The following is a 24321-nucleotide window of genomic DNA, read 5'->3' as shown; positions in this document are numbered from 1 at the left end:
ACACGCCGAAACACCCAACGACGCCGGCACCACTGCCCGCTACGTCAAAGCCACCCTCGCCGAAGTCGCCGCCGCCCTCGCCGGACTCACCGGCGAACCACACCCACTCGCCGACACCGACGTCGACCTGACCGGTCCCCAGCAGGCTCGGCCCACGACCGAAGGGGACGACGACGAGTAACGCCTACCGTCCCCGATGCCTGCCCTGAGTCAGCGTGTCCGGCGATGTCGCGGCACGGTCGCACGATGTGCTGTGCGACGAAGTTCCCAAGCCGCTCACCGTGAGTCACGGCGGGCCGGGTACCACTGAGCTCGCCGAATCGACGACCTGGCCCGACATGACGTGCGATCCAACCGGCGAGCATCCCACCAGCCATGGGGGCGAACAGGTACACGACGAGCAGGTGGGACTCACCGGAGAGGATGGCGGGTCCCAGCTGCCGTGCGGGGTTGGCCGACCCGCCGGTGAGGGTTCCCAGGACTGCGCCCTGGAGCCCGAACAGGCCACCCACGATCCAGGCCAGAGGCCAACAGGGGCGGCGGGTCTTCACCCAGCACATCACCGCGACGATGACGGCGAGCGTTGCCGCTTCGGCAACCGCCACGGTTGACCCACTGCAGCCGTGTCCCGGCTGGACGACTGTCCACCTGATCGGCTCCTCCGCCACCGCCGGCCCCCACAAGACTCTGGTGACCACGGCGGCCGCGATCGACCCGGTCGCCTGGGCGGCCAAATAGGGCAAGACCCGGCGGGCCGGTACGGCTCCGAAGGCGAACAGGCCGAGGGTGATCGCCGGGTTCATGTGGGCGCCGCTGAATCGGCCCGGTCGGGAGACGGCGAATCCTACGATGACCAGAGCGACCAGCACCGAAACGACAATCACCCGCAAACGCACTTCGGCGGCCGTGGCGGCGGGTGTCACGGTGCCGATCCCCCAGCGCACAAGGCTGAAGACGGTAGTCATGAACGCTGTGGTCAGACCGAACTCGACCAGAGCGGCTCGAGCATCCTCGCTGGCCGGCCAAATCAGATCGTCACGTACGAGGTCCATGATCACGAGCCTCGTTGAAAGATCGACGGCCGGGCAGTGCCCATAGTCCCGACCTGGGCGGCCGATCGTCCGCACGTTTTCTGCCGCCTATGTTCCTGCAGTGACGCGAAGCGCAGAGCCGCCCCTGGTGAAGTGCGTCTTCACCAGGGGCGGCGGCTCATCAGAGGGCCGGAACGTCCTGCTCGGTCAGCGCGCGTCGATCGCCTCACCAGGTTCCGGCGAGATGATTCGCGGACCCTGCTGGGGCCGGCGACGAAGATGGTGCAGCCGCGAGCGGAGCCGCTCCTGCATGAGGTCGGCTGCTTCCTGCATCGTCGAGCCGACACCGTGAACGTGAACGCCGACTCCGTTGATGTCCACGTGGGCGTCCGCACGGTCACCGGGCGCAGCCGCGTCCAGAGTCAACGAAGCGCGAAGCACAGGACCAGGAGCGTGGTGCAGCGCCGCGACGACCTTCGCGACGGCGTACGCGGAAGCTTTCGCTGTCACATCGCCTCGGAGGTGCACCTGCGGGCTGACGACCTGTTCGATACGCGTCATGACGCCTCCTCACCGTCCCGCCCGGCCCATGTCGTGCCGGGCGTATCCACATGATCAGCCGACCCGAGTTGGCGTTGTAGGGTCTTTCGGTACCTTCCACGGCACCCGCTTCACGGATCGCCACGACTGCGGCGGCGGCCGGTGCTCAGGACGTGAGCGCGCCGGTGACGGCCGAAACGGCCAATCCGGCGAACTCGCCCGCTGCCACCGTCGCGAACCACCCCGGAAACAGCGGCCTGTCACGGAGGTTCAACGAGATCTGGGCTCAAGCGCAGGTCCACCAGAGTTGCGTTGTCCGGCACCGCTACCCGCGGGAATCGGCGGCGGTAGAGGGACGCGGCTTCGCCGTTCGCCGGACTGACTTCGCCGACAGCGGGATGCCATCTGCCATCCAGCCACACGTCCGCTGCGGCGGCTTGGCGGAAATGGCGCCACCAGCGCTTCTTGTGGGCATGACCGACAAGCACAACAAACCGCGTTGCCTCCTGCGCCGCCTGGACGGGCAGAGTGACGATGGCGCCGGTAACTGACAGGTAGCGGAGCAGGATTATCGTCCGGGGCAGCAGATGCCGGATCGGTGATCGGAGGCGCCGAACCATCGGCCCGGTGGGATCCGCTCGGCCGATCCCACGTGTGGTCATCGATGGGTGAGACGGCGTGCGCCGGAACGGACTCCTTCGACGCCGGCGGCGACCAGGACGACGAGAACCGTGCTGGACACGGGCAACAGGATGGCGTATCCCGCCGCGATCAGATTGCGCTTCAACATGATGGCCCTCCTTTTTCGGTGCCTGGCCTTTCCTTACACGTCCAGGAGACCGCTTGCACCACCGCGGCCGGCAGAGTCGAAGGCACACCATTGGGAGGTCTTTCGGCACTGACACGTTGCCCACCCGCGTCGTAGGTTCGTCTTGAGGGCTACGGCCGTTCTCCTCTTTTGGGAGTCGAGATGAACGTCCTCAGAAAGCTGCTGTGCACGATCGGCCTGCATACGGGGCAGTGGTCGCTCCCGGGCGTCCGATGCGAGAGCGTGCGTGTCTGCGCCGCATGCGGGAAGACGGACGAGAAGGTCCACCACACTTGGGGCGACTTCACCTACGTCGCTGCTGATCGGTGCGAACAGGCCCGTCGCTGCCAACGATGCGGCACGACGGATACTCGAACCGAGCATGACTGGGGCCCGTGGCGATACTCGAACTGGGAGTACAACTCGCCGCAGTTTCACCGCTGCCGCCGGTGCAAGGCGACGGAGAAGACGATCGCCACGATGCGCTGACGCGGCCGGCCCACAGAATCGGGTCTTTCGGCCCTGACCGCCCTGCTCCCCAACCTGCGACGGTGAAGTCAGTCAGCGAAGCCGGAGGTTGCCATGACCGGGCCCGAGCACGACGTCACCCGCGCCGAAGCGCGCACCGCTCTGGAATTGGCAGCCCGGGAGGCACTGCGGGCGCCGTCGGTCTTCAACACCCAGCCGTGGAAGTGGCGACTCACCGACGAGTCGCTGGAGGTGTCCTCCGATCCGGCCCGCCGTCTCGGGGTCACCGATGCCGAAGGCCGCCTGTTGTTGATCAGCTGCGGCGGCGCCCTGCATCACGCGCGCATGTCCCTGGCCGCCGCCGGGTGGCACGCAGCGCCGCGAGATCGGGGCTGTCGACGTCCTGGCCATCTCGGTTGACGAGGCCGCCGACGCGAACTTCTTCGACCCGGCGCATCACAGCGAACTGACCACGTGGACGCACCGACCGGCCTGGGCCGACGACGGGGTGCCGCCCACCACCGCCGTCCAGCCCAGTCTGCGCCGGGTGCCCGTCCGCAACTTCCTTCCGGACGGCTCCCCCGGCATGCTCCCCGGCGCCGATCACGACGAGGGCGCCGCGTACGTGATCATCTTCGGGACAACCGACGCGCCGCTCGACCTGCTGCGTGCCGGCGAGGCCATGTCAGCCCTTCTCTTGCAGGCCACCACCGAGGGCTTGGCGACGGCGCCCATCAGCGAGGCCGTCGAGGTGGCGTGGCCACGCCGTCTGCTGAGCCGGCTGCTGTCCGGGGTGGGCGAGCCCTACCTGATCGTGCGACTGGGCTACGTCGAGGCGGCGGACGCAGTGCCTCCATCGCCACGCCGTCCACCCACCGATGTCATCCAGATCGAAGACTGATCTACGGGACGTGTCTACGCGCAACGACTAACTGACGTAGTCGAAGCAAACGCAGCACGGGGATAGAGAAACGACGCCGACGGCGGCCCCGAGCATCGGGGCCGCCGTCGGAAGAATCGGTGATCAACTCTCCGTGCGGTTGAGGGACCAGTCCCGCACCTCGGGCATGTCCTCGAGGTGCTCGACCACGTAGGCCTCGTGCCGAGCGAGCTGTGCCTCGCACCAGGCCTTGAGGCCGGCGGCGCCGCGGGGCAGGCGGTGGGCGTTGTTGATGGCGTCCATGACGAGGTGGTAACGCGACGCCCGGTTGCGGACCGTCATGTCGAACGGAGTGGTCGTGGTGCCCTGCTCGATGAAGCCGCGTACCCGGAACCGGTCGGCGTCGGGCCGGCCGTGCACGAGCTGGTGGATCGCGCCGGGGTAGCCGTGGAAGGCGAAGACGACGTCGACGGTGTCGGTGAACAGCTCGGTGAACCGGGTCTCGCTCATGCCGTGCGGGTGGTCCTTCTGCCGGGGCAGCGTCATCAGATCGACGACGTTGACGACGCGGACCTTGAAGCCGGGCAGCCGGTCGCGCAAGATCTGCGCGGCGGCAACGGTTTCCATCGTGACCACGTCCCCGGCGCAGGCCAGCACGATGTCCGGATCGCTGGTGTCGTCGGCGGTGCCGGCCCACTCCCAGATCCCGGCGCCGCGGGCACAGTGCTCGATCGCCTCGTCGATGGTCAGGTACTGCAGCTGAGGTTGCTTGTCGATGACGATCAGGTTGATGTACGAACGCGACCGGAAGCAGTGGTCGGCCACGGACAGGAGCGTGTTGGCGTCCGGCGGCAGGTAGACCCGGGCCACGTCACCGCGCTGCGTCAGGACGTTCTGGATCAGGCCGGGCCCCTGGTGCGAGAAGCCGTTGTGGTCGTTGCGCCACGCGGTCGAGGTCAGCAGCACGTTGAAGCTGGGTACCTTCGCCCGCCAGGGCAGGTGACTGGCCTCCTGCAACCACTTGCCGTGCTGGACGGTCTGCGAGGCGCTGACCATGGCGAACGCCTCGTAGGTGGCGAACATGCCGTGCCGGCCGGTCAGGTTGTATCCCTCGAGCCAGCCGTGGCAGTTGTGCTCGGAGAGCACCTCCATGACCCGCCCGTCGCGGCTGAGCGCGACGTCGCTGGGCATGACCCGCTCCATGAAGGCGCGGTCGGAGACCTCGAAGATGGCGCCGAGCCGGTTGCTGTTGGTCTCGTCGGGGCAGAACAACCGGAAGGTCTCAGGGTTGCGGGCGTAGATGTCGCGCATCATCTCGCCGAGCCGGCGCGTCGACTCGGCCCGCCCGGTCGCCGGCTCGGCGACCTCGATGGCGTAGCCGCGGAAGTCCGGCAGGTCCAGCTCGCGGGTGAGCAGGCCCCCGTTGGCGTGCGGGCTGGCACTCATCCGCAGGTCTCCCTCGGGTCCCTGTTCCCGCAGCAGAGCGGTGGGTGCGCCGTCCGCGTCGAACAGTTCCTCCGGCCGGTACGACTTGAGCCACTGCTCGAGGACGGCCAGGTGCTCCGGGTTGTCCCGGACACCGGACAGCGGCACCTGATGCGACCGCCACGTGCCGGTGACCTGGACCCCGTCGACCTGAGCCGGTCCGGTCCAGCCCTTGGGCGAACGGAGGACGATCAACGGCCAGACCGGACGGGTCCCGTCCCACTCACCGTTGCGGGCGGCGGCCTGGATGTCACGGATGCGCCCCCACGCCTGCGCGAGGGCGGCCGCGAACCGGTAGTGCATGCCGGGCAGGTCCTGGCCGGAGACTTCGATGACGTCGTAGCCGTGGCCGCGGAGCAGTTCCTGCACCTCGTCGGCGTGCTTGCGGCCCAGGACCGTGGGGCCCGAGATCTTGGCGTCGTTGAGGTGCAGGATCGGCAGGACCGCGCCGTCGCGGGCCGGGTTGATGAACGAGACGCCCTTCCAGGAGCCCTCGAGCGGGCCGGTCTCGGCCTCGCCGTCGCCGACCACTGCGATCGCGAGCAGGTCAGGGTTGTCCATCACGGCGCCGAACGCGTGGACCAGCACGTAGCCGAGCTCGCCGCCTTCGTGGACGGAGCCGGGTGTCGTAACCGAGACGTGGCTGGGGATGCCGCCCGGGCTGGAGAACTGGCGGAACAGCTTCCGCATGCCCTCCTCGTTCCGGCTGATCTGCGGGTAGATCTCCGAGTACGTACCCTCCAGGTAGCCCGCGGCGACGAGCGCGGGCCCGCCGTGGCCCGGGCCGGCCAAGTAGATGGCCTGCTGACCGGTGTGCCGGATCAGCCGTGACACGTGCGCGTAGACCAGCGAAAGACCGGGGCTGGTGCCCCAGTGGCCGAGCAGGCGGGGCTTGATGTGCTCGGCGGTCAAGGTCTCGCGCAGCAGCGGATTGGCCTTGAGGTAGATCTGGCCGATGGTGAGGTAGTTGGCGGCCCGCCACCAGGCGTCGAGGCGGGCGAGGTCGGCCTCGTCGGGTTCGGCGAGGGTCTGCAGCAGGTCGGGCACAACCGCGGTCACGGCGATTCCTTTCCGGATCTTTGTCGTCGCATCGACCGTACGGTGGTGGCCGCCCGCTGCCGTAGGGCCGGAAGCAGGGACCGATGGGACTTTCGGCCCTACGGGCCGGGACTGCCCAGGCGGGTCACGAGGAACACCGGGTAGTCGGCTGCGATTGCGGCGAAGGCAGCGATCGGAGCACGCCGATCGACCGGGATGTGCGGTCGTGCCCCGGGCGCCTTGGCGAGGTAAAGGCGCAGGATCGGCGGTCGTTCCTCCACCGGCACCTCGCTGAGGTGGATCCGCTCGCGGTGTCGGTGGCTCACGACGGCGTCGCCAGCTGCGGCCCGCACGTTGGCAACCCAGTTGGCGTCGTTGCCCAGCATCGATACCAAGTACTCGCAGCCTTGGTAACGGACGAGCACGAGGGGGCAGGACACCGTTCGGCCGGTGCGACGTCCGGGCACCTCGAGCGTGACCCACGTCCGGGGTACCAGGAAGCCGGCTCGGTACTGGGCGGCGGAGATGCGGTTCAGCAGGCGGGCGAGGCCGTGCGGACGTCCGCCGCGGTACATCCAGCGCTTCATCGAGCTCACGATCAGCATGCCGGCTCGTCCGGGTAGGCGTAGAGCTCGATCAGCCGGTGGCGCGCCGACTGGAGGCGGTCGGAGACGACGTCCAGCATCCGCCCGGTCAGTTCGCGCCCCAGATCGGCGTCTTCAGCTATCACCGCACGCACCCGCGCGGCGTCGAACTCGATGGCGAGCACGTCGTCGGCGACCACGGCGCCGAAGCTCCAGCGGAACGGTGGCCGCATCCATGACCAGCCGACAGGAGCGCCCGGCCCGATTCGTTCGACGACGATGTCACCTCGGCCGGGTACGGAGAAGTCGATCGCGACGGCTCCGGAGTTCAGCAGCCAGAAGCGGTCGGCGTGCGCGTCCTCACGGCACAGCCGGTGCCCGACGCCGAAGAACACCGGCCGCCCGGCCACGGCGAGACGCTGCAGCCAGCCGGATGGGAGGTCGGCGACGAAGTCGTGCATGGCAAGCAGGTCGAAGACGCTCAGCGACGGCATGATCCACTCCTCGGTGGGGCGCGGAGCCCAGTGGTGGCCGGGCTCCGCGCGATGATCAGGCGACGTAGAAGACGCCGGCGCCGGTGGTGTCGGTGTCCTCGAAGGCGACCTGAAGCTTGTCGATCACCTCGACCACGCCCGGTACCTGCCGGGTGAGGCGGACAGCCAGGTTCGCCGTCGAGCGGCGGTCGACCTCCCCGGTCAGCCGCACCACACCGGCGGCGACGGCGACGCCCACCCGGTCGGCGCCCTCGTGCAGCAGCGCGTCGAGGACGTCCTGGTTGATGTCCCCGCGGATCTCGTCGTCCGGCCGCCGATGGACCTTGAGCAGGTCGCCGCGAGATGTGATGCCGACCAGTCGGCCGAGGGCGTCGACGACGGGCAACCGCTTGACGTTCTCGGCGTCCATGAGTCGCGCCGCGGAGGCGATGGGCGTCCCGCTGAGCACCACAACCGGCGGGCTGCTCATCAGATCGGCGGCGGTTCCCGCGAACGCCTTGGCGCGCTCACCCCGGCGCCGGCGTCCCTCGAAGAGCCGGGGCTTCTCGTCGCCAGCGTACTCGATCTTGCGAAGGAGATCTGCCTCGGAGATCAGTCCGGTCACGTGCTGGCACTCGTCCACGACCGGCACGGCGCTGAAACGGTGACCGATCAGCAGGTCGACCACCTCCCGGTAGGAGGCGGTCGGCGGTACCGACACGACCGCCCTGGTCATCACGTCGTCCACTTTCCACGCTGTCATGGCAGCCTCCTCGCTGGTCACCTCCGACGTTAGGAGTCCCGGCCGGTGCCGGGCAGGGCCGAAAGACCCCGCTCGGCCCGTTCCTTGATGCCGTGCAGCATCCGACGTTCCATGATCAAGCTGCCGGGCGCCATCACCACGTCGTGGACCAGCCGGGCCACTCGGCTCGCCCCCGGCTGCGAGACACGGTTGCGGCTGATCAGCCGGGTCCGGCGCCGGTCCGGCCGCAACTCGAAGATCCACACCCAGGCGCCGTCGCCGGACCGGAACACCAGCGTCCGCTCCGGTTCGCAGATCTCGACCCGCATGGCCGGCCCCGAGGATCCCAGCGGCAGGGTGTCGCCGACGGCCAAGTGCTGGAACTGGGGAAGAATCTCGTCGGCGCTGTGCATGTTCAGCCCGAACAGGTTCTCGATCCAGTCGTACGTATAGGCGCCGCCACGGCCGCTGCCCATCTGGACCAGCCACGGCCACACCGCGGACGGTTCGGCGTCGATCGTGATCGCTCGGGTGGAGACGAGTCCGGCGTCCGGCAGCAGGTCGTCGCCGGGAACGGCACTGGCGACCTCCTCGGGTGTGGCACCCCAGGTGACGTACCGTCTGCGGGCCCACGGCGAGACAACCACGGCCAGCCCGGCACCGATCAGCAGCAGTCCTGCCCTCATCGCGACACCATCACCTTGAGCGCGCCGGAACGCGCCGGGTCGGCGAACACGTCGTACGCCGCCATGAATTCGCCCATGCCGAAGCGGTGCGTGATCATGTGGCTCAGGTCGAGCTGCCCGGCGACGAGCATGTCGAGCAGCTTCGGCGTCGAGGATGTGTCAACCAGCCCGGTGGTGATGGTGAGGTTGCGGATCCACAGGTCCTCCAGGTGCAGGGTGGCCGGTTTGCCGTGCACGCCGATATTGGCGACCCGGCCGCCGGGTCGCACCAGGGTGGCGCACAGCTCGAACGTCTGCGGCGTGCCGACCGCCTCCATCGCGACGTCGGCGCCCAAGCCGTCGGTCAGCTCCCGGACCGTAGCGAGCGGATCGTCCGCGCCCACCAGGACGGTCCGGTCCGCGCCGAACATCTTGGCCGCCTGCAGCCGGCTCTCCGCCTTGTCGATCACGACGATGTGTGCCGGTGAGTAGAGCCGTGCGGTCAGCACCGCGGCCAGCCCGATCGGCCCGGCGCCGACGATCGCCACGGTGTCGCCCGGCTGGACCCGGCCGTTGAGGACGCCGACCTCGTACGAGGTGGGCAGGATGTCGGCCAGCAGCACCGCCGCCTCGTCACTGACCTGCTCAGGAACCATGTAGGTGGACAGGTCGGCGTACGGAATCCGGGCGAACTCCGCCTGTACGCCGTCGATGAGGTGACCGAGGATCCACCCGCCTCCGCCACGGCATTGCCCGTACGCGCCTGCACGGCAGTAGCGGCAGATGCCGCAGGCGGAGATGCACGATGCAAGCACCCGGTCGCCGGGTGTCAGCCCAGCCACACCACTGCCCGTTTCGACCACCGTGCCGACGGCCTCGTGCCCCAGCACCCGGCCCACCTCGACCTCCGGCACGTCGCCGCCCAGGATGTGCAGATCCGTGCCGCAGATGGTGACGGCGTCGACCTGGATGATTGCGTCGCGGGGTTCCTGGATCCGGGCGTCCGGGATCTCGGTCCACGATCGGTTGCCCGGTCCGCCGTACACAAGTCCTCTCATGACTTTCTCCTTTCTGCCTCCTCGCTTCCACAGTCGACCGTCGCGGGCCCGTTGAGTAGGGACGTCCGGCCCTACAGCGCAGGTCCTGCGCCGCGCTACCAACGAGGAAAGGGAAGGGGTGCCACGGGCCATGACCAGATACGTCTACGACTTCACCGAAGGCAACAAAGACCTCAAAGACCTGCTCGGCGGCAAGGGCGCGAACCTGGCCGAGATGACGCGGATGGGGCTGCCGGTGCCGCCCGGCTTCACCGTCACCACTGACGCATGCCGGGAGTATCTGCGCACCGGCAGGATGCCCGCGGAGCTGCTGGCCGAGGTCGAGCAACACCTGCGGCAGATGCAGAACCGGATGAACAAGACCTTCGGCGACGCCGAGGATCCCCTGCTGCTGTCGGTGCGGTCCGGCGCGAAGTTCTCCATGCCCGGCATGATGGAGACGATCCTGGACATCGGCCTGAACGACGCGAGCGTCGTCGGCCTCGGCCGGCAGAGCAACGACGAGCGCTTCGCTTGGGACTCCTACCGGCGTCTTGTCCAGATGTTCGGCCGGACGGTGTTCGACGTGCCGGCGGCAGCGTTCGACGACGAGCTCGCGGCGGTCGGTGGTGTCGGCGCCGACCTCAGCGTGGCGCAGCTCAAGGACCTCGTCCTCGCCTACAAGAAGGTCTTCCACTCGCACACCGGCCGCGACTTCCCGCAAGCCCCGCACGAGCAGCTGTTCCTGGCGGTCGGCGCGGTGTTCCGGTCGTGGAACGCCGAGCGCGCCACGCTCTACCGCCGGCAGGAGCGCATCCCGCACGATCTGGGCACCGCGGTCAACGTGATGGCCATGGTGTTCGGCAACCGGGGCGAGGACTCGGGCACCGGCGTGGCCTTCACCCGCGACCCGGCCACCGGCCGGCGCGGCGTCTACGGCGACTACCTGCGCAACGCGCAGGGTGAGGACGTGGTCGCCGGCATCCGCAACACGATGAGCCTGAGCGAGCTGGCCACCATCGACCCGGCGAGCCATCGCCAGCTCTTGTCGATCATGCAGCGGCTGGAGCAGCGCTACCGCGACCTGTGCGACATCGAGTTCACCATCGAGAACGGCAAGCTGTGGATGCTGCAGACCCGGGTCGGCAAGCGCACCCCGGCGGCCGCGTTCGTCATCGCCGCCCAGCTCGTCGACGAGGGCACCATCACCCTCGACGAGGCGCTGCAGCGGGTCACCGACGAGCAGCTCGCCCAGCTGATGTTCCCGAGCTTCGACACTGCCGCCGCTCCCCCGCCGCTCACCACCGGAGTTCCCGCCTCTCCCGGCGCGGCCGCCGGCGCGATCGTTTTCGACTCCGCGGCTGCCGCCGCGGCCACCGAGCCGGTGATCCTGGTCCGCCGGGAGACGAACCCCGACGACCTGCCCGGCATGATCGCCGCGCAGGGCATCCTGACCTCGCGCGGCGGCAAGACCTCGCACGCCGCCGTCGTCGCCCGCGGCATGGGCAAGACCTGCGTCTGCGGCGCCGACGAGCTCGTCATCGACGGTGACACATTCGCCGTCGCCGGCCGCATCCTGCGCGCCGGAGATGTCATCTCCATCGACGGCACCAGCGGCAAGGTGTACCCGGGCTCGGTACCCGTGCGGCCTTCGCCGGTGGTGCGCTACTTCGAGGGCGAAATCACCGCCCACGGCGACCCGCTGCTCGCCGCGGTCGAACGCCTCATGATTCATGCGGACCACGAGGCACGGCTGGGCGTGCACACCAACGCCGACACCGGCGCCGATGCCGCCCGGGCCCGCCGCTTCGGCGCCACCGGCGTAGGCCTGTGCCGCACCGAGCACATGTTCCTGGGCGACCGCCGGGAGCTGGTCGAGCGGCTGATTCTGGCCGAGGACGACGCCTCGCGCGCTGAGGCTCTGGCGGCGTTGCTGCCGTTGCAGCGGGCCGACTTCGAGGAGCTGTTCGCCGCGATGGACGGCTTGCCGGTGACCGTGCGGCTGATCGACCCGCCGCTGCACGAATTTCTGCCGCCGCTGGAGGAGCTGACCGCCCGGGTGGCCCGTGCCGAGGCGCTCGGCGAGGACCCCGGCCGCGACGGCACGCTGCTGGGTGCCGTACGGCGCATGCACGAGCAGAACCCGATGCTGGGCCTGCGCGGCGTGCGGCTCGGGCTGGTGATCCCCGGCCTGTTCGCCATGCAGGTCCGGGCCATCGCCGAGGCCGCGGCCGCCCGGGTCGCCGCCGGCGGCGACCCTCGGCCCGAGATCATGGTTCCGCTGGTCGGGGCGGTTCAGGAGCTCGAGACGGTACGGGCCGAAGCGGAAGCGGTGCTGGCAAGCGTTCCCGGCACACCGCCGATCCGGATCGGCACCATGATCGAGGTGCCGCGCGCCGCGCTGACCGCTGGGCAGATCGCCGGCGCCGCCGAGTTCTTCTCCTTCGGCACCAATGACCTCACCCAGATGACATGGGGCTTTTCCCGCGACGACGTGGAGGGCGCGTTCTTCGGCCGCTACCTCGGGCTCGGTATCTTCGCGGCGTCGCCCTTCGAGACCATCGACAGCGAAGGCGTGGGCGAGCTGGTGCGCATCGCCGTCGAGCGCGGCCGCGCCGCCCGCCCGGACCTGACCGTCGGCGTCTGCGGCGAGCACGGCGGAGACCCCGCCTCGGTCAGCTTCTTTCACGACGCGGGCCTGGACTACGTGTCCTGCTCGCCGTTCCGCGTGCCGATCGCCCGGCTCGAGGCCGGCCGAGCGGCGAGCCAAGCGGCCGGCTCGGACAGCCGATGAGGAGGTTTCGATGACGACAACACCGATCACGTCGGTCCGGCGCGGCGACCGGGAGATCGGCGCCTACATCGACGGCCGGTTCGTGCCCGCCGTGGATGCCACCGCCGTCGCGCTGGCTGCCCTGGCCACCGCGGCGGTGGCAACCGTCGGCGTCTCCACCGGCCTCGCCCTGCGCCGGCATCCTGCCATCGGCACGGTCACGATGGGCCCGGGCGGCTGGATCAGCCTGAAGCGCACCTCCCGCCCGCCGCTGCGGAGCGCCCGGACGCCTGACCGTCCCTGGTGGGCACGTGTCCTGCGCGCCCGCCGTCTGGTCGCCGAGCGCTGACAGGGTCGTTCGGCCCTACTGACAGCAGTTACGGCGGACCACGCTCAAGACAGCGACAGATCAAAGGAGAACGTCATGCGCGCAGCCGTGGTCACCAGTTTCGACCAGCCGCTGGAAGTCAAGGATGTTCCGCTCCCGGAGCCCGGCGCCGGGCAGATTCAGGTCCGGATCGAGGCGAGCGGCCTGTGCCACACCGACATCCACGCCGCCCGCGGCGACTGGCCGGTCAAGCCCACTCCGCCGTTCGTTCCCGGCCACGAAGGCGTCGGCATCGTCGAGAAGACCGGGCCGGGCGTCACCGCGCACCGGGTCGGCGACCGGGTCGCCGTCCCGTGGCTCGGGTACGCGTGCGGCGCCTGCGAGTACTGCATCACCGGTTGGGAGACGCTGTGCGAGTCGCAGCTCAACACCGGCTATGCGATCGACGGCGGGCACGCCGAGTACCTGATCGCCGACGCCCGCTTCGCTGTCGCCGTCCCGGCCGGCATCGACCCGGCCGAGGCCGCGCCGCTGACCTGCGCCGGCGTCACGACCTACAAGGCCGTGAAGGTGGGCGGTGTCACGCCCGGGGATCGGGTGGCGATCTTCGGCATCGGCGGGCTCGGCCACCTGGCCCAGCAGTACGCGCAGATCTTCGGCGGCGAGACCATCGCGGTCGACGTCACCGAGGAGAAGCTCGCGCTGGCCAAGCAGCTCGGCGCCGCGCACACCGTCAACGCCGCCACCACCGACCCGGTCGCCGCCATCGAAGCGCTCGGCGGCGCCGACGTCGCCGTGGTCCTCGCGGCCGACCCGAAGGTGCTCGAGCAGGCGCGCGCCTCCTTGCGCCGCGGCGGCCGGCTGATCCTGGTGTCGTTGCCCAAGGACAACGCCATGGCCCTGCCGATCTTCCAGACCGTGCTCAAGGGCATCCAGGTCATCGGCTCGATCGTCGGCACCCGCGCCGACCTGGCCGAGGTGTTCCGCCTGCACACCGCCGGGCGCACCCGGGTCTTCCACCAGACCCGCCCGCTCGAGCAGATCAACGACGCCATCGAGGAGGTGCTCGCCGGTCGTGTTCCGGCCCGGCTCGTGCTGCTGCCGTAGACCACTCCTGGGCCGACGAGATCGCGCCCGCACCTGGAGGTCCCGGACGGTCCCGACCGTCCGGGACCTCTGGCCCTAACCGGCGGGTCATCACTGGGCAAGGCTGGAAGGAGACGAAGGAGGGGCCATGGCCACCACACCCCAGGACGCCTGGCGCGGATTCACGGGCACCGACTGGCGCGGGACGATCGACGTCGGCGGGTTCATCCACGACAACTTCGAGCCGTACGCCGGCGGGCCGGAGTTCCTGACCGGGCCCACCCACCGCACCGAGCGGATCTGGCGTCAGTTGCAGCGGATGTTCGTCGAAGAGCGGCGCCGCGGGATCTACGACGTGGACACGCACACCCCCTCCACGATCACCGCGCACGAGCCGGGCTACCTCGACCAGGATCACGAGCTGATCGTGGGCCTGCAGACCAGCGCCCCGCTGCGCCGGGCCATCATGCCGAACGGCGGACTGCGCATGGTGGAGGCCGGTCTCAAGGCGTACGGCTTCAGGCTCGACCCGACCGTGAAGACCATCTTCAGCCAGTACCGCAAGACCCACAACGACGGCGTGTTCGACGCCTACCCCGCCGACGTCAAGGCTGCACGCCGCTCGCACATCATCACCGGGCTGCCCGACGCGTACGGCCGCGGCCGCATCATCGGCGACTACCGGCGCGTCGCCCTCTACGGCGTGGACCACCTGATCGACGAGCGCCGCGCGGTCAAAAGCTCGCTCGACGGACGACTGTCGTCGGAAAAGGTGATCCGCGACCGGGAAGAGCTCGCCGAGCAGATCCGGGCGCTGGAGGAGCTGCGGTTCATGGCCGACCGCTACGGCCACGACATCTCCGGCCCCGCCACCACCGGACGCGAAGCGATTCAATGGTTGTACTTCGCCTACCTGGCCGCGACCAAAGAACAGAACGGCGCCGCCATGTCGCTCGGCCGCACGGCGTCCTTCATCGACGTCTACCTGCAGCGCGACATCGCCGAGGGCCGACTCACCGAGCAGCAGGCGCAGGAGCTCGTCGACGACTTCGTCATCAAGCTGCGCATCATCCGCTTCCTGCGCACGCCCTCATACGACGAACTCTTCTCCGGTGACCCGACGTGGGTGACCGAGGCACTCGGCGGCATCGGCTGCGACGGCCGCCCGCTGGTGACCCGCACCAGCTTCCGCTACCTGCAGACCCTCTACAACCTCGGCGCGGCACCCGAACCCAACCTGACCGTGCTCTGGTCCCCGCGCCTGCCCGAGGGCTTCAAGCGGTTCTGCGCCCAGGTCTCGATCGACACCAGCGCCATCCAGTACGAGAACGACGAACTCATCCGGCCCGACTACAGCGACGACACCGCGATCGCCTGCTGCGTCTCGGCCATGCGCGTCGGCAAGGACATGCAGTTCTTCGGCGCCCGCGCCAACCTCGCCAAGACCCTGCTCTACGCCATCAACGGCGGCCGCGACGAGCTCACCGGCGAGCAGATCGCGCCGGCCGCCGAGCCGATCACCGAAGACGTGCTCGACTACGACCGCGTGATGGTCGCCTTCGACGGCATGCTCGACTGGCTCGCCGAGACCTACGTCGACGCGCTCAACGTCATCCACTACATGCACGACAAATACGCCTACGAGCGCCTCGAGATGGCCCTGCACGACTATCCCGTGCATCGCTTCCTGGCCACCGGCATCGCCGGCCTTTCGGTTGCCGCGGACAGCCTCTCCGCCATCAAGCACGCGCATGTCAAGGTGCTGCGCGACGAGAACGGCCTAGCCGTTGACTACGCGGTGGACGGCGACTTCCCGGCCTTCGGCAACAACGACGACCGCGCCGACGCAATCGCCGTCGACCTGGTCGAACGATTCATGGCCAAGATCCGCCGGCAGCCCACGTACCGGAATGCCGAGCCCTCGTTGTCGGTCCTGACGATCACCTCGAATGTCGTCTACGGCAAGCACACCGGCAACACCCCCGACGGCCGCCGCTCCGGCGAACCCTTCGCCCCTGGCGCCAACCCGATGAACGGCCGCGACACGCACGGCATGGTCGCCGCCGCCCTCTCGGTCGCGAAGCTGCCCTACCGGTCCGCCCGTGACGGCATCTCACTGACGATCACGGTCACGCCCGACGGCCTCGGCCACTCCCGCGACGAGCGGATCGGCAACCTGGCCGGTGTGCTGGACGGCTACACCGACGGCGGCGGCTTCCACATGAACGTCAACGTGCTCGACCGGAAGACCCTCGAGGACGCCATGGCACACCCGGAGAACTACCCCCAGCTGACGATCCGGGTCTCCGGCTACGCGGTGAACTTCGTCAAGCTCACCCCGGAGCAGCAGCGCGACGTCATCTCCCGCACCTTCCACGGATCGCTGTGATGACTGCCGTCGTCTCGGCGCCGGTGACCGGCTCGCTCCACTCCTTCGACATCTCGACCGGAGTGGACGGGCCGGGCACCCGGTTCGTGGCCTTCCTCGCCGGATGCCCGCTGCGCTGCCTCTACTGCCACAGCCCCGACACTCAGTACCGCCGCTACGGTCGACACACCTCGGCCGACGACCTGATGATCGAGATCCGGCGGTATGAACGCTTCCTCAAAGTCGCCCACGGCGGCGTCACGCTCAGCGGCGGCGAGCCGTTGCAGCAGCCCGCCTTCACCCGCGAGGTGCTGCGCCGCTGCCACGACATCGGCCTGCACACCGCGCTGGACACCAGCGGCTTCCTCGGCGACCGTGCCGACGACGCCCTGCTCGACGCCACCGACCTGGTGCTCCTGGACATCAAGTCCGGCGACCCTGGCACGTACCGGAAGGTGACCGGGACCGGACGGCTGGAGCCCACCGTGCGCTTCGCCCACCGCCTCGCCGACCGCGGCAAGCCCATCTGGGTCCGCTTCGTGCTCGTTCCGGGCCTCACCGACGAACCCGCCAACGTCGACGCCGTCGCCGCGATCGCGGCCGGCGTGCCCACCGTCGAACGCGTCGAAGTGCTGCCGTTCCACCGGCTCGGCGCCCAGAAGTACGCGGCCCTCGGCCTGCCGTTCCCGCTGGCCGACACGCCTGCGCCGGACGAGGCGCTGCTACGCCGGGCCCGCGCACAGTTCCGCAACCACGGCCTGACGGTCTACTGACGACGCGACAACGCCTGTGCACCACGAGGGCCTCGCAGGTCCCGGCCGAGCTCGCCATGACGTGAATCCGTTGCACAGTGACGATCCTGTGGTTCGGGTCGGGCTTTCGTTGGGTGCTTCGATACTACGGCTGGTCACCTTTCGTCCCCGTCCAGTCCAATCGGACTGCACGGCGTTTACCCCCGCCGGAGGTGAGCCGACCACGCGAAGCTACGGGCGGAGGCCGCCTGACCACGCTCATCGCGCTCGCATCTCGTGCTTCCGGGCCAGGACGGTCAAGGTCCTTCGGACAGCGGCGGCCAGCGCGTCGTACTCGGGCACGATGCCGGGATCGGCGATCACGCTGATGGTCAGTTTGCCCGCGTAGGACAACGCGGCGAAGGTGACACCCGTATCGCCGGGGGTCGCCACCATCGGCACCAGCTGGCCGATCCGGTGGCGTACCAGTGCACGGCAACGGGACGTCGGTCGCACAAGGGAGATGAGCTCGGCCAGCTGCGGACGCACCCGCCCGATGCCGAGTTCGCGCAAGCCCGCCACCGCACGCCGCAGGCCGCCGGATGACTTCATCGTTCCAGCAGCACGGCGCCGTCGGGCGGGGCCGATCGACTCCCGCACCGGCTCGGTGAACTCGGGTCCAACGACTCTGCCGGTCCCGGTCTCGACCGCATAGCGTCACTGCAGGAGGTAGGTTCATGAACGCGTCCGTCCTTGCCACACCGGAGCTCATGCGCTGCGTACATGCGGCGACCCTGGCGCCCTCCCTGCACAACAGTCAGCCGTGGCGGTTCGCGCTGACGGGCGAGGCGATCGAGGTGTACGCGGACCGCGATCGGCAACTCGACGTGCTCGACCCGGACGGCCGGGAACTCATGGTCAGCGTCGGCGCGGCCGTCTTCACGCTGCGGCTGGCGCTGCGCCGGGCCGGCCGCATGCCGGAACTGGCCGTCCTGCCCGACCCGGACCGCCCTGACCTGGTGGCCGTGATCCGGCCCGGCCAACCCGCCGAGCCGTCCGCGGCGGTGCTCGAACTCGCCGACGCGATCGAGCGACGGCACACCAACCGGCAACCGTTCCTGCCCAAGGTGGTACCGGCCGACGTCCTCGAGGAGCTACGCGCGGCGGCAGGCCACGAGGGCGCAGCGCTGACCGTGGCCGGGGCGGCGAGCCGTACCATCATCGCCGGTCTGGGCCGGGAGGCGGAGCGACGCCTGCGTGCCCGCGACGGCTACCGCGCGGAGATGGGCAAGTGGACCCGCCCCGCGGCTCGCCGCCGCGACGGCGTCCCGACCGCCGCGTACGGCCCGTGGGACGCCCTGGAACGGCTACCGATGCGCGACTTCGGCATCGTGCATCCGCAGCGGCAACGTCGCGCTGAGAAGTTTGAGAGCCATCCGACCATCGCCGTGCTCACCACCGGCGGCGACGACCCGGCCGACTGGATCCGGGCGGGCCAGGCCCTGCAGCGGGTGCTGCTCACCGCGACCACGCGGCATCTGGCCACCACCCCGATCAGCCAGCCGGTGGAGATTCCGGGCATCCGCGAGGTGCTCACCGACCGGCGCGCCGGCCGGTTCGCGCAGATGGTGATCCGGCTCGGTTACGGCCAGCCGGCACCGGCCACGCCTCGGCGTCCGGTCGGCGAGGTCGTCCAGCAGGCCGCATCCTGAGCTACGGTCCGGGTCCTCACTGGAGCCGGAGAGTCCACGCCCGGTCGACGGAGTTCACACCGCCCGAGCGTCCATCCCCAGTCGGCGAGCACGACGGCGTCAGTCCCGCTCGAGCATCCGGCCGACGACAGCAGGGCGGCCGAAGGCCGGACGGTGCTGAAGGAGCTCCTGAGGTCCCGCCGGGCCGGCTGGTCCCGGGACCACCGGTCCGCTGGTCGCCGGAGAGCTGGACCGCGCCCGGAAGTGGGCCGTGGAGCTGGCCGCTTCCCTGCTGGATGCCCGGCATCCCGCGTGAGCCGACCGGCACGCCGCCGTGCTGCTGTCCCGATCAGACTGAGGGCAGCAACTCGGCGGTGTCGATGACCCGGCTCAGCGGCGAGCACACCTCAACTCTCAGCGGGTGCTTCTCCGCAAAGGTCGGCAGCGTCAGACACGTGGTCGACCACGTGTCTGACGCTGCCGCGCATACATGGCATTCACAACTTTCAGACGTCCGCGGCGCCCGTCTCCGGCGGCACCGCGAGAGGGTGGCGCTCGTCGTCTCGAGCAGCGACCTTTGCCATGGCTCGGATGTACTGACCGCGGTTGATCTCATCGGCGGTCAGCTGCGCGACCAGAACACCCTCCAGGCTTTCCGGCCGCGACGGTACGGTGGCCGCCAGCTCTTTGGCCTCGGCGACGTCGCGATGCTTTTTCGCTTCGTCATACCAGTCGAAGACGGCAGGCAGCGCGCAGATCGCAATGAGCACTAGGAATACCGTGAGAGCGAACAACATCATTTCTCACCTCCCGGCTTCCATGCTCGCCGCTCCAGACGGTGCGCGGCAGGGACGAAAGTCCCTCCCGCGCACGCCGATCTGCCCTGGCTCGATCCGCTCGGCTTCCGCGGCTCAGACGTGCTCCGCCAGCCGAGCGGATCGGTCGGCTCGCGCGGCGCGCGAAGCTTGCCGACCTCGCCTCGCATGTTCGCCAGATGCACGATCTCGTCCTCGCCTTCGCCAACCCGCACGACGTGTCCGGTCACCTGGAGGATCCGCACCGTCACGTTGCCTTCGAACGCGAGCGCCGAGCCGGCGACCGTTACGGGTGAGGTGACGACTTGCCCAGCGCGTTCAACGTCGTGCGGCCCTTACCGAGGACGACCGTGGTCACCGGTCCGCGAGCCGTGTTCGCGCCGCGGACGGAGGAACGGAAGTCCGCGGTGGTGACGAAGTCGCTGACTCATACCGGCGCCGGAACGCGGTGACGGCCGAGGTCGACGAGCCGGTCCACGTGACCGGCGATGTCGGCCCGGTGGGTGATGACCAGGACGGTGCGGTCGCCGGCCGCGGCCAGCAGGTCGTCGAGGAGTGCGACGGCGGTCTCGTCGTCGAGGTGCTCGGTGGGCTCGTCGAGGATCAGCACCTGGAATCCGGCCAGCAGCGCCCGGGCCAGCGCGAGGCGGCGCCGCTGGCCGCCGGACAGTGCCCGGCCGTGCTCGCCGACCAGCGTCTCGACCCCGTCGGGCAGGGTGTCGATCCAGTCCAGCAAGCGGGCCTGCGCGAGGACACCGCGCAGCTGCTCGGCGGTGGCGTCAGGCCGGGCGACGCGCAGGTTCGCCGCGATGGTGGTGTCGAACAGGTAGGCGTCCTCGGGCAGGTAGCCGACGACCTGCCGCACTTGTTCGGGAGCGATCCGGCGCAGGTCGATGCCGTCGAGGGTGACCCGACCGGCAGTGGGGTCGAGGAAGCGGACCAGCAGCGCCGCCACGGTGCTCTTGCCACTGCCGCTGGGACCCACCAGCGCGACTCGGGCGCCGGGCAGCAGCTCGAGGTCAACGCCGTGCAGCACGGTGCGGCCCGGCGTCCAGGCGGCGGCGACCGCCTCGAGGCGCAGCGTGTGCGGGCCGTCCGGGACGTCGACCGGCGCGGGTGGGGCGGTGACCGGCGCCGGTGTGGACAGCACGTCGGCCAGTCGGCGCAGCGAGGCACGGGCGGCCGCGAAGTGCTGCGCCGCAGCGGGCAGAACGGCGGCGGTCTCGAACACCGCGAGAGGGGTCAGCACGACGACGGCCAGCAGCTCGCCGGAGAGGGCGCCGGAGCGGACCGCGACCGCGCCGGCGGCGAGACCGACGAGCAGGCAGATGCCGGTGGCCAGCGCGGTGACGGCGGCGGAGACGCCGGCCAGGGCGCTGGAGCGCTGCTCGGCCCGGCGCAGCTTCGCATCGGACTCGGCCAGCCCGGCGAGCCGGCTGCCGGCTGCGCCGTACGCGAGCAGGTCCGGCAGTCCGTGCACCAGGTCGACGGTGCCGGCGGCCAGTTCGGCGCGCAGCGGCGCCCGGCGCCCGTCGGCGAGGCGTGCGGCGCGGGACTGCAGCACCGGCACGACAGCGCCGACCAGCAGCAGCCCGCCGGCGAGGGCCAGTCCCGCCACCGGCGAGTACGCACCGACCAGCAGCACGGAGCCGAGACCGACGAGGGCCGCGACCGCATACGGCAGCAGCACCCGGGTCAGCATGTCGAGCACGGCGTCCACGTCGGCGGACAGCCGTTGGGCGAGGTCGGCGTGGCGGTAGCCGGCGAGCCCGGCCGGGGCCAGCTCGGCCAGCCGGGCGAAGACGCGGGCCCGCAGCCGCTCTAGGACCCGCAGGGCCGCGTCGTGCCCGGCCAGCCGTTCGGCGTAGCGCAGGACGCCGCGGCTGAGGCCGAAGGCGCGCACGGCGACGATGGCGACCATCAGGTGCAGCACCGGCGGGTGCAGGGCGGCGCGGGAGATCAGCCACGCGGAGACGGCCATCAGGCCGACCGCCGCGCCGGCCGCGCCGGTTCCGGCCAGGACGGCCAGCACCAGTCCCCCGGCGGCGGGCGAGGCCGCGGTCCGCAGCAACCGGATCCAGCTCATCGGACACCCACCGGCTGCGGGACCACGTCGACGACGCGGTCGGCCAAGGCGATCAGTTCTGGGCGGTGCGCGGCGATGACGACCGTACGGCCACGGGCGAGGTGCCGGATGGCGGCCATCACCTCGGCTGCGGTGCCGGCATCCAGGTTGGCGGTCGGTTCGTCGAGCAGCACGATCGGAGCGTCGCGCAGGAACGCGCGCGCCAGGGCGATCCGCTGTCGCTGCCCGGCCGAGAGCCCGGCGCCGTTGTCGCCCAGCGCGGCGTCGTAGCCGTCCGGCAGCTCGGCGATGAAGCCGTCGGCGCCGGCGAGTCGCGCCGCGGCCGTCACATCGGGGGCGGGTGCGTCGGGCAAGGCGCCGGTGAAGCAGTACGCGAACGCCGTAGGCGGCGCAGGGGTGCGCGTGGGCGGCCCGCCGAGGGCGATGTTGTCGCGGATGCTGCCGGCGAACAGGTACGGCCGCTGCGGCACCCATGCGATCGTGGACCGCCAGGCGGCCGGGTCGACTTCGCCCAGGTCGACGCCGCCGACGGTGACCCGGCCGTGGTCCGGGGCGACGAAGCCGAGCAGGACGTCGAGCGCGGTGGACTTGCCACAGCCGCTCGGCCCGATCAGGGCCACGATCTGGCCGGGTTCGATCGTCGCGGACAGGCGCAGCGCGTCCCGGTCGCGGTAGCGGACCACCACGTCGTCGAAGACGATCGTCCCGGTCGGCGCCTGCGCCGTCCCGCGTGCGGGCGCCGGGGTTTCGAGGATCGCGAAGGCCTCCTCGGCGGCCGCCAGCCCTTCGGCGCTGGCGTGGTAGTGCGCGCCCACCTGACGCAGCGGCAGATACGCCTCCGGCGCCAGGATCAGGACGAGCAGCGCCGTGGTCAGGTCGAGATGGCCGGAGACCAGGCGCAGGCCGATGCCGACCGCGACCAGCGCCACCGACAGCGTGGCCAGCAGTTCGAGGACGAGCGAGGACAGGAACGCGACGCGCAGCGTTCGCATGGTGAGCCGGCGCTGCTCCGTGCTGATCCGCCGGATCGTGGCCACTTGGGCGCCGGCTCGGCCGAAGATCTTGAGTGTGGTCAGGCCGGCGACCACGTCGAGGAAGTGGTGCGAGAGCCGGCTGAGCAGGCGGAACTGGCGGCGGTTGGCGGCTTCGGTGTGCAGGCCGACCAGGGCCATGAAGACCGGGATGAGGGGCAGGGTCAGCGCGATGGTGATGGTGGCGGTCAGGTCGGCCGGCAGCAGCCGGGCCAGCACGACCGCCGGTACCAGCGCCGCGAGCACTAGTTGGGGCAGGTAGCGGGCGAAGTAGGCGTCGAGGGCGTCGAGTCCCCGGGTGATCAGCGTCGTGACCGCCCCGGTGTCGCCTCCGCGGGCCGGCCCGACGGCCGCCAGGTGCGCCAGCAGGCGGCTGCGCAGCTCGCTCTTGACCGACGCGGAGGACCGGACCGCGACGGTCTCCTGTGCCCACGCGACCACCGCCCGGCCGGCGACCACGGCGGCGAGCGCGACCAGAGTCGGCGTCAGCGTCCGCAGATCGGCGCCGTCGAGGAACACTGCGGTGATGCCGTGCGCCAGCAGGGTCGCTTGGGCGACGATCAGCGCGGCGAGCACCACCCCGAGGGCGACGGTTGCAGCCAGGTAGACGCGGGTACTGCGGGCGTACCGCAGCAGCCGCGGGTCGAGGGGCTTCACGCGGGGATCCGCTCGATCGTGAGCCGCTTGCGGAACACCCAGTAGGTCCAGCCCTGGTAGGCCAGCACGATCGGGGTGAAGGCCACCGCCACCCAGGTCATCACCTTCAGCGTGTACGGCGTGGACGACGCGTTGTCGACGGTCAAACTGTTGGCCGCGGCGATGCTGGACGGCATCACGTCCGGGAACAGCGTCACGAACAGCCCCGCGACCGCGAGCACGAGCGTCACGCCGGTGGCCAGGAAGGCCCAGCCTTCGCGGCGGAATCGGGTGGCGAACGCCGCTCCGGCCAGGGCGAGCGCCGCGGCTGCGAAGATCAGCCAGCCGATGAGGTCGTGGTGGGTCCCCGCAGTCCAGGCCAGGAACCCGCCGGCGACCAGGATCGCCACCGGCGCCAGCCGCTCGGCGAGCCGGCCGGCCCGCTCGCGCATCTCGCCGTCGGTCTTCAGGGCCAGGAACACCGCGCCGTGCAGCACGAACAGCGTCAGGGTGGTCAGGCCACCGAGCAACGCGTACGGGTTGAGCAGGTCGAAGAAGCCGCCGACGTACTCGTGATTCGCGTCGAGTTTCACGCCGCGCACGATGTTGCCGAAGGCCACGCCCCAGAGGATCGCCGGGACAAGGCTGCCGCCGATGATGCAGAGGTCCCAGCGGCGCCGCCAGGTGTCGTCGTCGCGCTTGCCGCGGTACTCGAACGCGACGCCGCGCAGGATCAGCGCGACCAGGATGAGCAGCAGCGGCAGGTAGAAGCCGGAGAACAGGGTGGCGTACCACTCCGGGAAGGCGGCGAAGGTGGCCCCACCGGCGACCAGCAGCCAGACCTCGTTGCCGTCCCAGACCGGGCCGATCGTGTTGATGAGCAGGCGGCGTTCGCGGTTGTCGCGAGCGAGGACCGGCAGCAGGATGCCGACGCCGAAGTCGAAGCCTTCGAGCAGGAAGTAGCCGGCCCAGAGGGTCGCGATGAGCGCGAACCAGACAGTCGTGAGTTCCATGTCAGAGTCTCC

Annotated in this window: 23 protein-coding genes and 1 pseudogene; 9 read left to right on the top strand and 15 right to left on the bottom strand. The window is 70.3% G+C overall.

What is annotated here, in order from left to right:
- Positions 1-86 precede the first annotated feature (86 nt).
- Together KXC43_RS36435 and KXC43_RS36430 are read right to left on the bottom strand one after the other, a co-directional pair.
- Complete coding sequence (locus tag KXC43_RS36435) at positions 87-1052, bottom strand: MIP/aquaporin family protein (RefSeq protein ID WP_221380766.1); 966 nt, start codon at positions 1050-1052, stop codon at positions 87-89.
- Positions 1053-1238: 186 nt separating this feature from the next.
- The gene (locus tag KXC43_RS36430) at positions 1239-1592 is read right to left on the bottom strand and encodes a hypothetical protein (RefSeq protein WP_221380765.1); all 354 of its coding nucleotides are present in this window, start codon (positions 1590-1592) and stop codon (positions 1239-1241) included.
- A gap of 152 nt (positions 1593-1744) precedes the next feature.
- On the opposite strand from KXC43_RS36430, the gene KXC43_RS36425 reads away from it, so the two are divergent.
- Positions 1745-2122: a hypothetical protein gene (locus KXC43_RS36425; RefSeq protein WP_221380764.1), complete on the top strand. Its 378-nt coding sequence runs from the start codon at positions 1745-1747 to the stop codon at positions 2120-2122.
- Between the two features lie 107 nt (positions 2123-2229).
- On the opposite strand, the gene KXC43_RS51690 is transcribed toward KXC43_RS36425, so the two are convergent.
- Positions 2230-2361 carry a hypothetical protein gene (locus KXC43_RS51690; RefSeq protein WP_255645431.1) on the bottom strand — a complete coding sequence of 44 codons (132 nt, stop codon included), beginning with the start codon at positions 2359-2361 and terminating at the stop codon, positions 2230-2232.
- Between the two features lie 600 nt (positions 2362-2961).
- Between KXC43_RS51690 and KXC43_RS51685 the strand changes: the two genes are divergently transcribed.
- On the top strand, positions 2962-3267 hold the full coding sequence (locus tag KXC43_RS51685) for a hypothetical protein (RefSeq protein WP_255645430.1): 306 nt from the start codon (positions 2962-2964) through the stop codon (positions 3265-3267).
- A gap of 88 nt (positions 3268-3355) precedes the next feature.
- Entirely contained in the window at positions 3356-3748 is a 393-nt protein-coding gene (locus KXC43_RS51680) for a hypothetical protein (protein ID WP_255645429.1), read from the top strand.
- 123 nt (positions 3749-3871) lie between these two features.
- On the opposite strand, the gene KXC43_RS36415 is transcribed toward KXC43_RS51680, so the two are convergent.
- The 6 genes from KXC43_RS36415 to KXC43_RS36390 form a co-directional block, all read right to left on the bottom strand.
- Positions 3872-6271: a phosphoketolase family protein gene (locus tag KXC43_RS36415; protein WP_221380763.1), complete on the bottom strand. Its 2400-nt coding sequence runs from the start codon at positions 6269-6271 to the stop codon at positions 3872-3874.
- A 98-nt stretch (positions 6272-6369) separates the two neighbouring features.
- Positions 6370-6855: a nitroreductase/quinone reductase family protein gene (locus KXC43_RS36410; RefSeq protein WP_255645427.1), complete on the bottom strand. Its 486-nt coding sequence runs from the start codon at positions 6853-6855 to the stop codon at positions 6370-6372.
- Entirely contained in the window at positions 6849-7328 is a 480-nt protein-coding gene (locus KXC43_RS36405; protein WP_221380762.1) for a Crp/Fnr family transcriptional regulator, read from the bottom strand. The genes KXC43_RS36410 and KXC43_RS36405 overlap by 7 nt, the downstream gene beginning before the upstream one ends.
- 55 nt (positions 7329-7383) lie before the next feature.
- Positions 7384-8070: a CBS domain-containing protein gene (locus KXC43_RS36400; RefSeq protein ID WP_221380761.1), complete on the bottom strand. Its 687-nt coding sequence runs from the start codon at positions 8068-8070 to the stop codon at positions 7384-7386.
- 29 nt (positions 8071-8099) lie between these two features.
- Positions 8100-8735 (bottom strand): SRPBCC family protein, encoded by a 636-nt coding sequence (locus KXC43_RS36395; protein WP_221380760.1) that lies wholly within the window; start codon positions 8733-8735, stop codon positions 8100-8102.
- Positions 8732-9772 carry a zinc-dependent alcohol dehydrogenase family protein gene (locus KXC43_RS36390; RefSeq protein ID WP_221380759.1) on the bottom strand — a complete coding sequence of 347 codons (1041 nt, stop codon included), beginning with the start codon at positions 9770-9772 and terminating at the stop codon, positions 8732-8734. The genes KXC43_RS36395 and KXC43_RS36390 overlap by 4 nt, the downstream gene beginning before the upstream one ends.
- A gap of 130 nt (positions 9773-9902) precedes the next feature.
- On the opposite strand from KXC43_RS36390, the gene ppdK reads away from it, so the two are divergent.
- From ppdK to pflA, 5 genes are all read left to right on the top strand, one after another.
- Complete coding sequence (gene ppdK, locus KXC43_RS36385) at positions 9903-12545, top strand: pyruvate, phosphate dikinase (RefSeq protein ID WP_221380758.1); 2643 nt, start codon at positions 9903-9905, stop codon at positions 12543-12545.
- Between the two features lie 10 nt (positions 12546-12555).
- Positions 12556-12873 carry a hypothetical protein gene (locus tag KXC43_RS36380; protein ID WP_221380757.1) on the top strand — a complete coding sequence of 106 codons (318 nt, stop codon included), beginning with the start codon at positions 12556-12558 and terminating at the stop codon, positions 12871-12873.
- Between the two features lie 75 nt (positions 12874-12948).
- Positions 12949-13959: an alcohol dehydrogenase AdhP gene (gene adhP / locus KXC43_RS36375; protein ID WP_221380756.1), complete on the top strand. Its 1011-nt coding sequence runs from the start codon at positions 12949-12951 to the stop codon at positions 13957-13959.
- 127 nt (positions 13960-14086) lie between these two features.
- Entirely contained in the window at positions 14087-16327 is a 2241-nt protein-coding gene (gene pflB, locus KXC43_RS36370) for a formate C-acetyltransferase (RefSeq protein ID WP_221380755.1), read from the top strand.
- On the top strand, positions 16327-17079 hold the full coding sequence (pflA, locus tag KXC43_RS36365) for a pyruvate formate-lyase-activating protein (protein ID WP_221380754.1): 753 nt from the start codon (positions 16327-16329) through the stop codon (positions 17077-17079). The genes pflB and pflA overlap by 1 nt, the downstream gene beginning before the upstream one ends.
- 237 nt (positions 17080-17316) lie before the next feature.
- On the opposite strand, the gene KXC43_RS36360 is transcribed toward pflA, so the two are convergent.
- The gene (locus tag KXC43_RS36360; RefSeq protein ID WP_221380753.1) at positions 17317-17649 is read right to left on the bottom strand and encodes a WS/DGAT domain-containing protein; all 333 of its coding nucleotides are present in this window, start codon (positions 17647-17649) and stop codon (positions 17317-17319) included.
- 125 nt (positions 17650-17774) lie between these two features.
- Between KXC43_RS36360 and KXC43_RS36355 the strand changes: the two genes are divergently transcribed.
- Complete coding sequence (locus KXC43_RS36355; RefSeq protein ID WP_221380752.1) at positions 17775-18749, top strand: Acg family FMN-binding oxidoreductase; 975 nt, start codon at positions 17775-17777, stop codon at positions 18747-18749.
- A 485-nt stretch (positions 18750-19234) separates the two neighbouring features.
- On the opposite strand, the gene KXC43_RS36350 is transcribed toward KXC43_RS36355, so the two are convergent.
- The 5 genes and pseudogenes from KXC43_RS36350 to cydB all read right to left on the bottom strand — a co-directional run bounded on the left by KXC43_RS36350 (position 19235) and on the right by cydB (position 24309).
- Complete coding sequence (locus KXC43_RS36350) at positions 19235-19498, bottom strand: hypothetical protein (protein WP_308129421.1); 264 nt, start codon at positions 19496-19498, stop codon at positions 19235-19237.
- A gap of 26 nt (positions 19499-19524) precedes the next feature.
- Positions 19525-19809 (bottom strand): annotated as a pseudogene (locus tag KXC43_RS53340) (hypothetical protein); the annotation flags it as partial.
- Between the two features lie 161 nt (positions 19810-19970).
- Complete coding sequence (gene cydC, locus KXC43_RS36340; protein WP_221380750.1) at positions 19971-21629, bottom strand: thiol reductant ABC exporter subunit CydC; 1659 nt, start codon at positions 21627-21629, stop codon at positions 19971-19973.
- Positions 21626-23317, bottom strand: a complete 1692-nt coding sequence (gene cydD, locus KXC43_RS36335) for a thiol reductant ABC exporter subunit CydD (RefSeq protein WP_221380749.1) — start codon at positions 23315-23317, stop codon at positions 21626-21628. The genes cydC and cydD overlap by 4 nt, the downstream gene beginning before the upstream one ends.
- A complete protein-coding gene (gene cydB / locus KXC43_RS36330; protein ID WP_221380748.1) occupies positions 23314-24309 on the bottom strand; it encodes a cytochrome d ubiquinol oxidase subunit II in 996 nt (331 codons plus the stop codon). Before cydB ends, cydD begins: the two co-directional genes overlap by 4 nt.
- Positions 24310-24321 lie beyond the last annotated feature (12 nt).

It is taken from the genome of Paractinoplanes polyasparticus, from assembly GCF_019710575.1.
GTDB classification, from domain to species: Bacteria; Actinomycetota; Actinomycetes; order Mycobacteriales; family Micromonosporaceae; genus Actinoplanes; species Actinoplanes polyasparticus.
This window is presented reverse-complemented; position numbering and strand designations above follow the sequence as displayed.

Coding starts and splice junctions, on each gene's coding strand:
- KXC43_RS51685 (WP_255645430.1), top strand. CDS start 2,962: ATGACCGGGCCCGAGCACGACGTCACCCGCGCCGAAGCGCGCACCGCT.
- KXC43_RS36435 (WP_221380766.1), bottom strand. CDS start 1,052: ATGGACCTCGTACGTGACGATCTGATTTGGCCGGCCAGCGAGGATGCT.
- KXC43_RS36360 (WP_221380753.1), bottom strand. CDS start 17,649: ATGAAGTCATCCGGCGGCCTGCGGCGTGCGGTGGCGGGCTTGCGCGAA.
- pflB (WP_221380755.1), top strand. CDS start 14,087: ATGGCCACCACACCCCAGGACGCCTGGCGCGGATTCACGGGCACCGAC.
- KXC43_RS36430 (WP_221380765.1), bottom strand. CDS start 1,592: ATGACGCGTATCGAACAGGTCGTCAGCCCGCAGGTGCACCTCCGAGGC.
- KXC43_RS36395 (WP_221380760.1), bottom strand. CDS start 8,735: ATGAGGGCAGGACTGCTGCTGATCGGTGCCGGGCTGGCCGTGGTTGTC.
- KXC43_RS36405 (WP_221380762.1), bottom strand. CDS start 7,328: ATGCCGTCGCTGAGCGTCTTCGACCTGCTTGCCATGCACGACTTCGTC.
- pflA (WP_221380754.1), top strand. CDS start 16,327: ATGACTGCCGTCGTCTCGGCGCCGGTGACCGGCTCGCTCCACTCCTTC.
- KXC43_RS51690 (WP_255645431.1), bottom strand. CDS start 2,361: ATGTTGAAGCGCAATCTGATCGCGGCGGGATACGCCATCCTGTTGCCC.
- KXC43_RS36400 (WP_221380761.1), bottom strand. CDS start 8,070: ATGACAGCGTGGAAAGTGGACGACGTGATGACCAGGGCGGTCGTGTCG.
- KXC43_RS36390 (WP_221380759.1), bottom strand. CDS start 9,772: ATGAGAGGACTTGTGTACGGCGGACCGGGCAACCGATCGTGGACCGAG.
- KXC43_RS36355 (WP_221380752.1), top strand. CDS start 17,775: ATGAACGCGTCCGTCCTTGCCACACCGGAGCTCATGCGCTGCGTACAT.
- ppdK (WP_221380758.1), top strand. CDS start 9,903: ATGACCAGATACGTCTACGACTTCACCGAAGGCAACAAAGACCTCAAA.
- adhP (WP_221380756.1), top strand. CDS start 12,949: ATGCGCGCAGCCGTGGTCACCAGTTTCGACCAGCCGCTGGAAGTCAAG.
- cydB (WP_221380748.1), bottom strand. CDS start 24,309: ATGGAACTCACGACTGTCTGGTTCGCGCTCATCGCGACCCTCTGGGCC.
- KXC43_RS36380 (WP_221380757.1), top strand. CDS start 12,556: ATGACGACAACACCGATCACGTCGGTCCGGCGCGGCGACCGGGAGATC.
- KXC43_RS36410 (WP_255645427.1), bottom strand. CDS start 6,855: ATGCTGATCGTGAGCTCGATGAAGCGCTGGATGTACCGCGGCGGACGT.
- cydC (WP_221380750.1), bottom strand. CDS start 21,629: ATGAGCTGGATCCGGTTGCTGCGGACCGCGGCCTCGCCCGCCGCCGGG.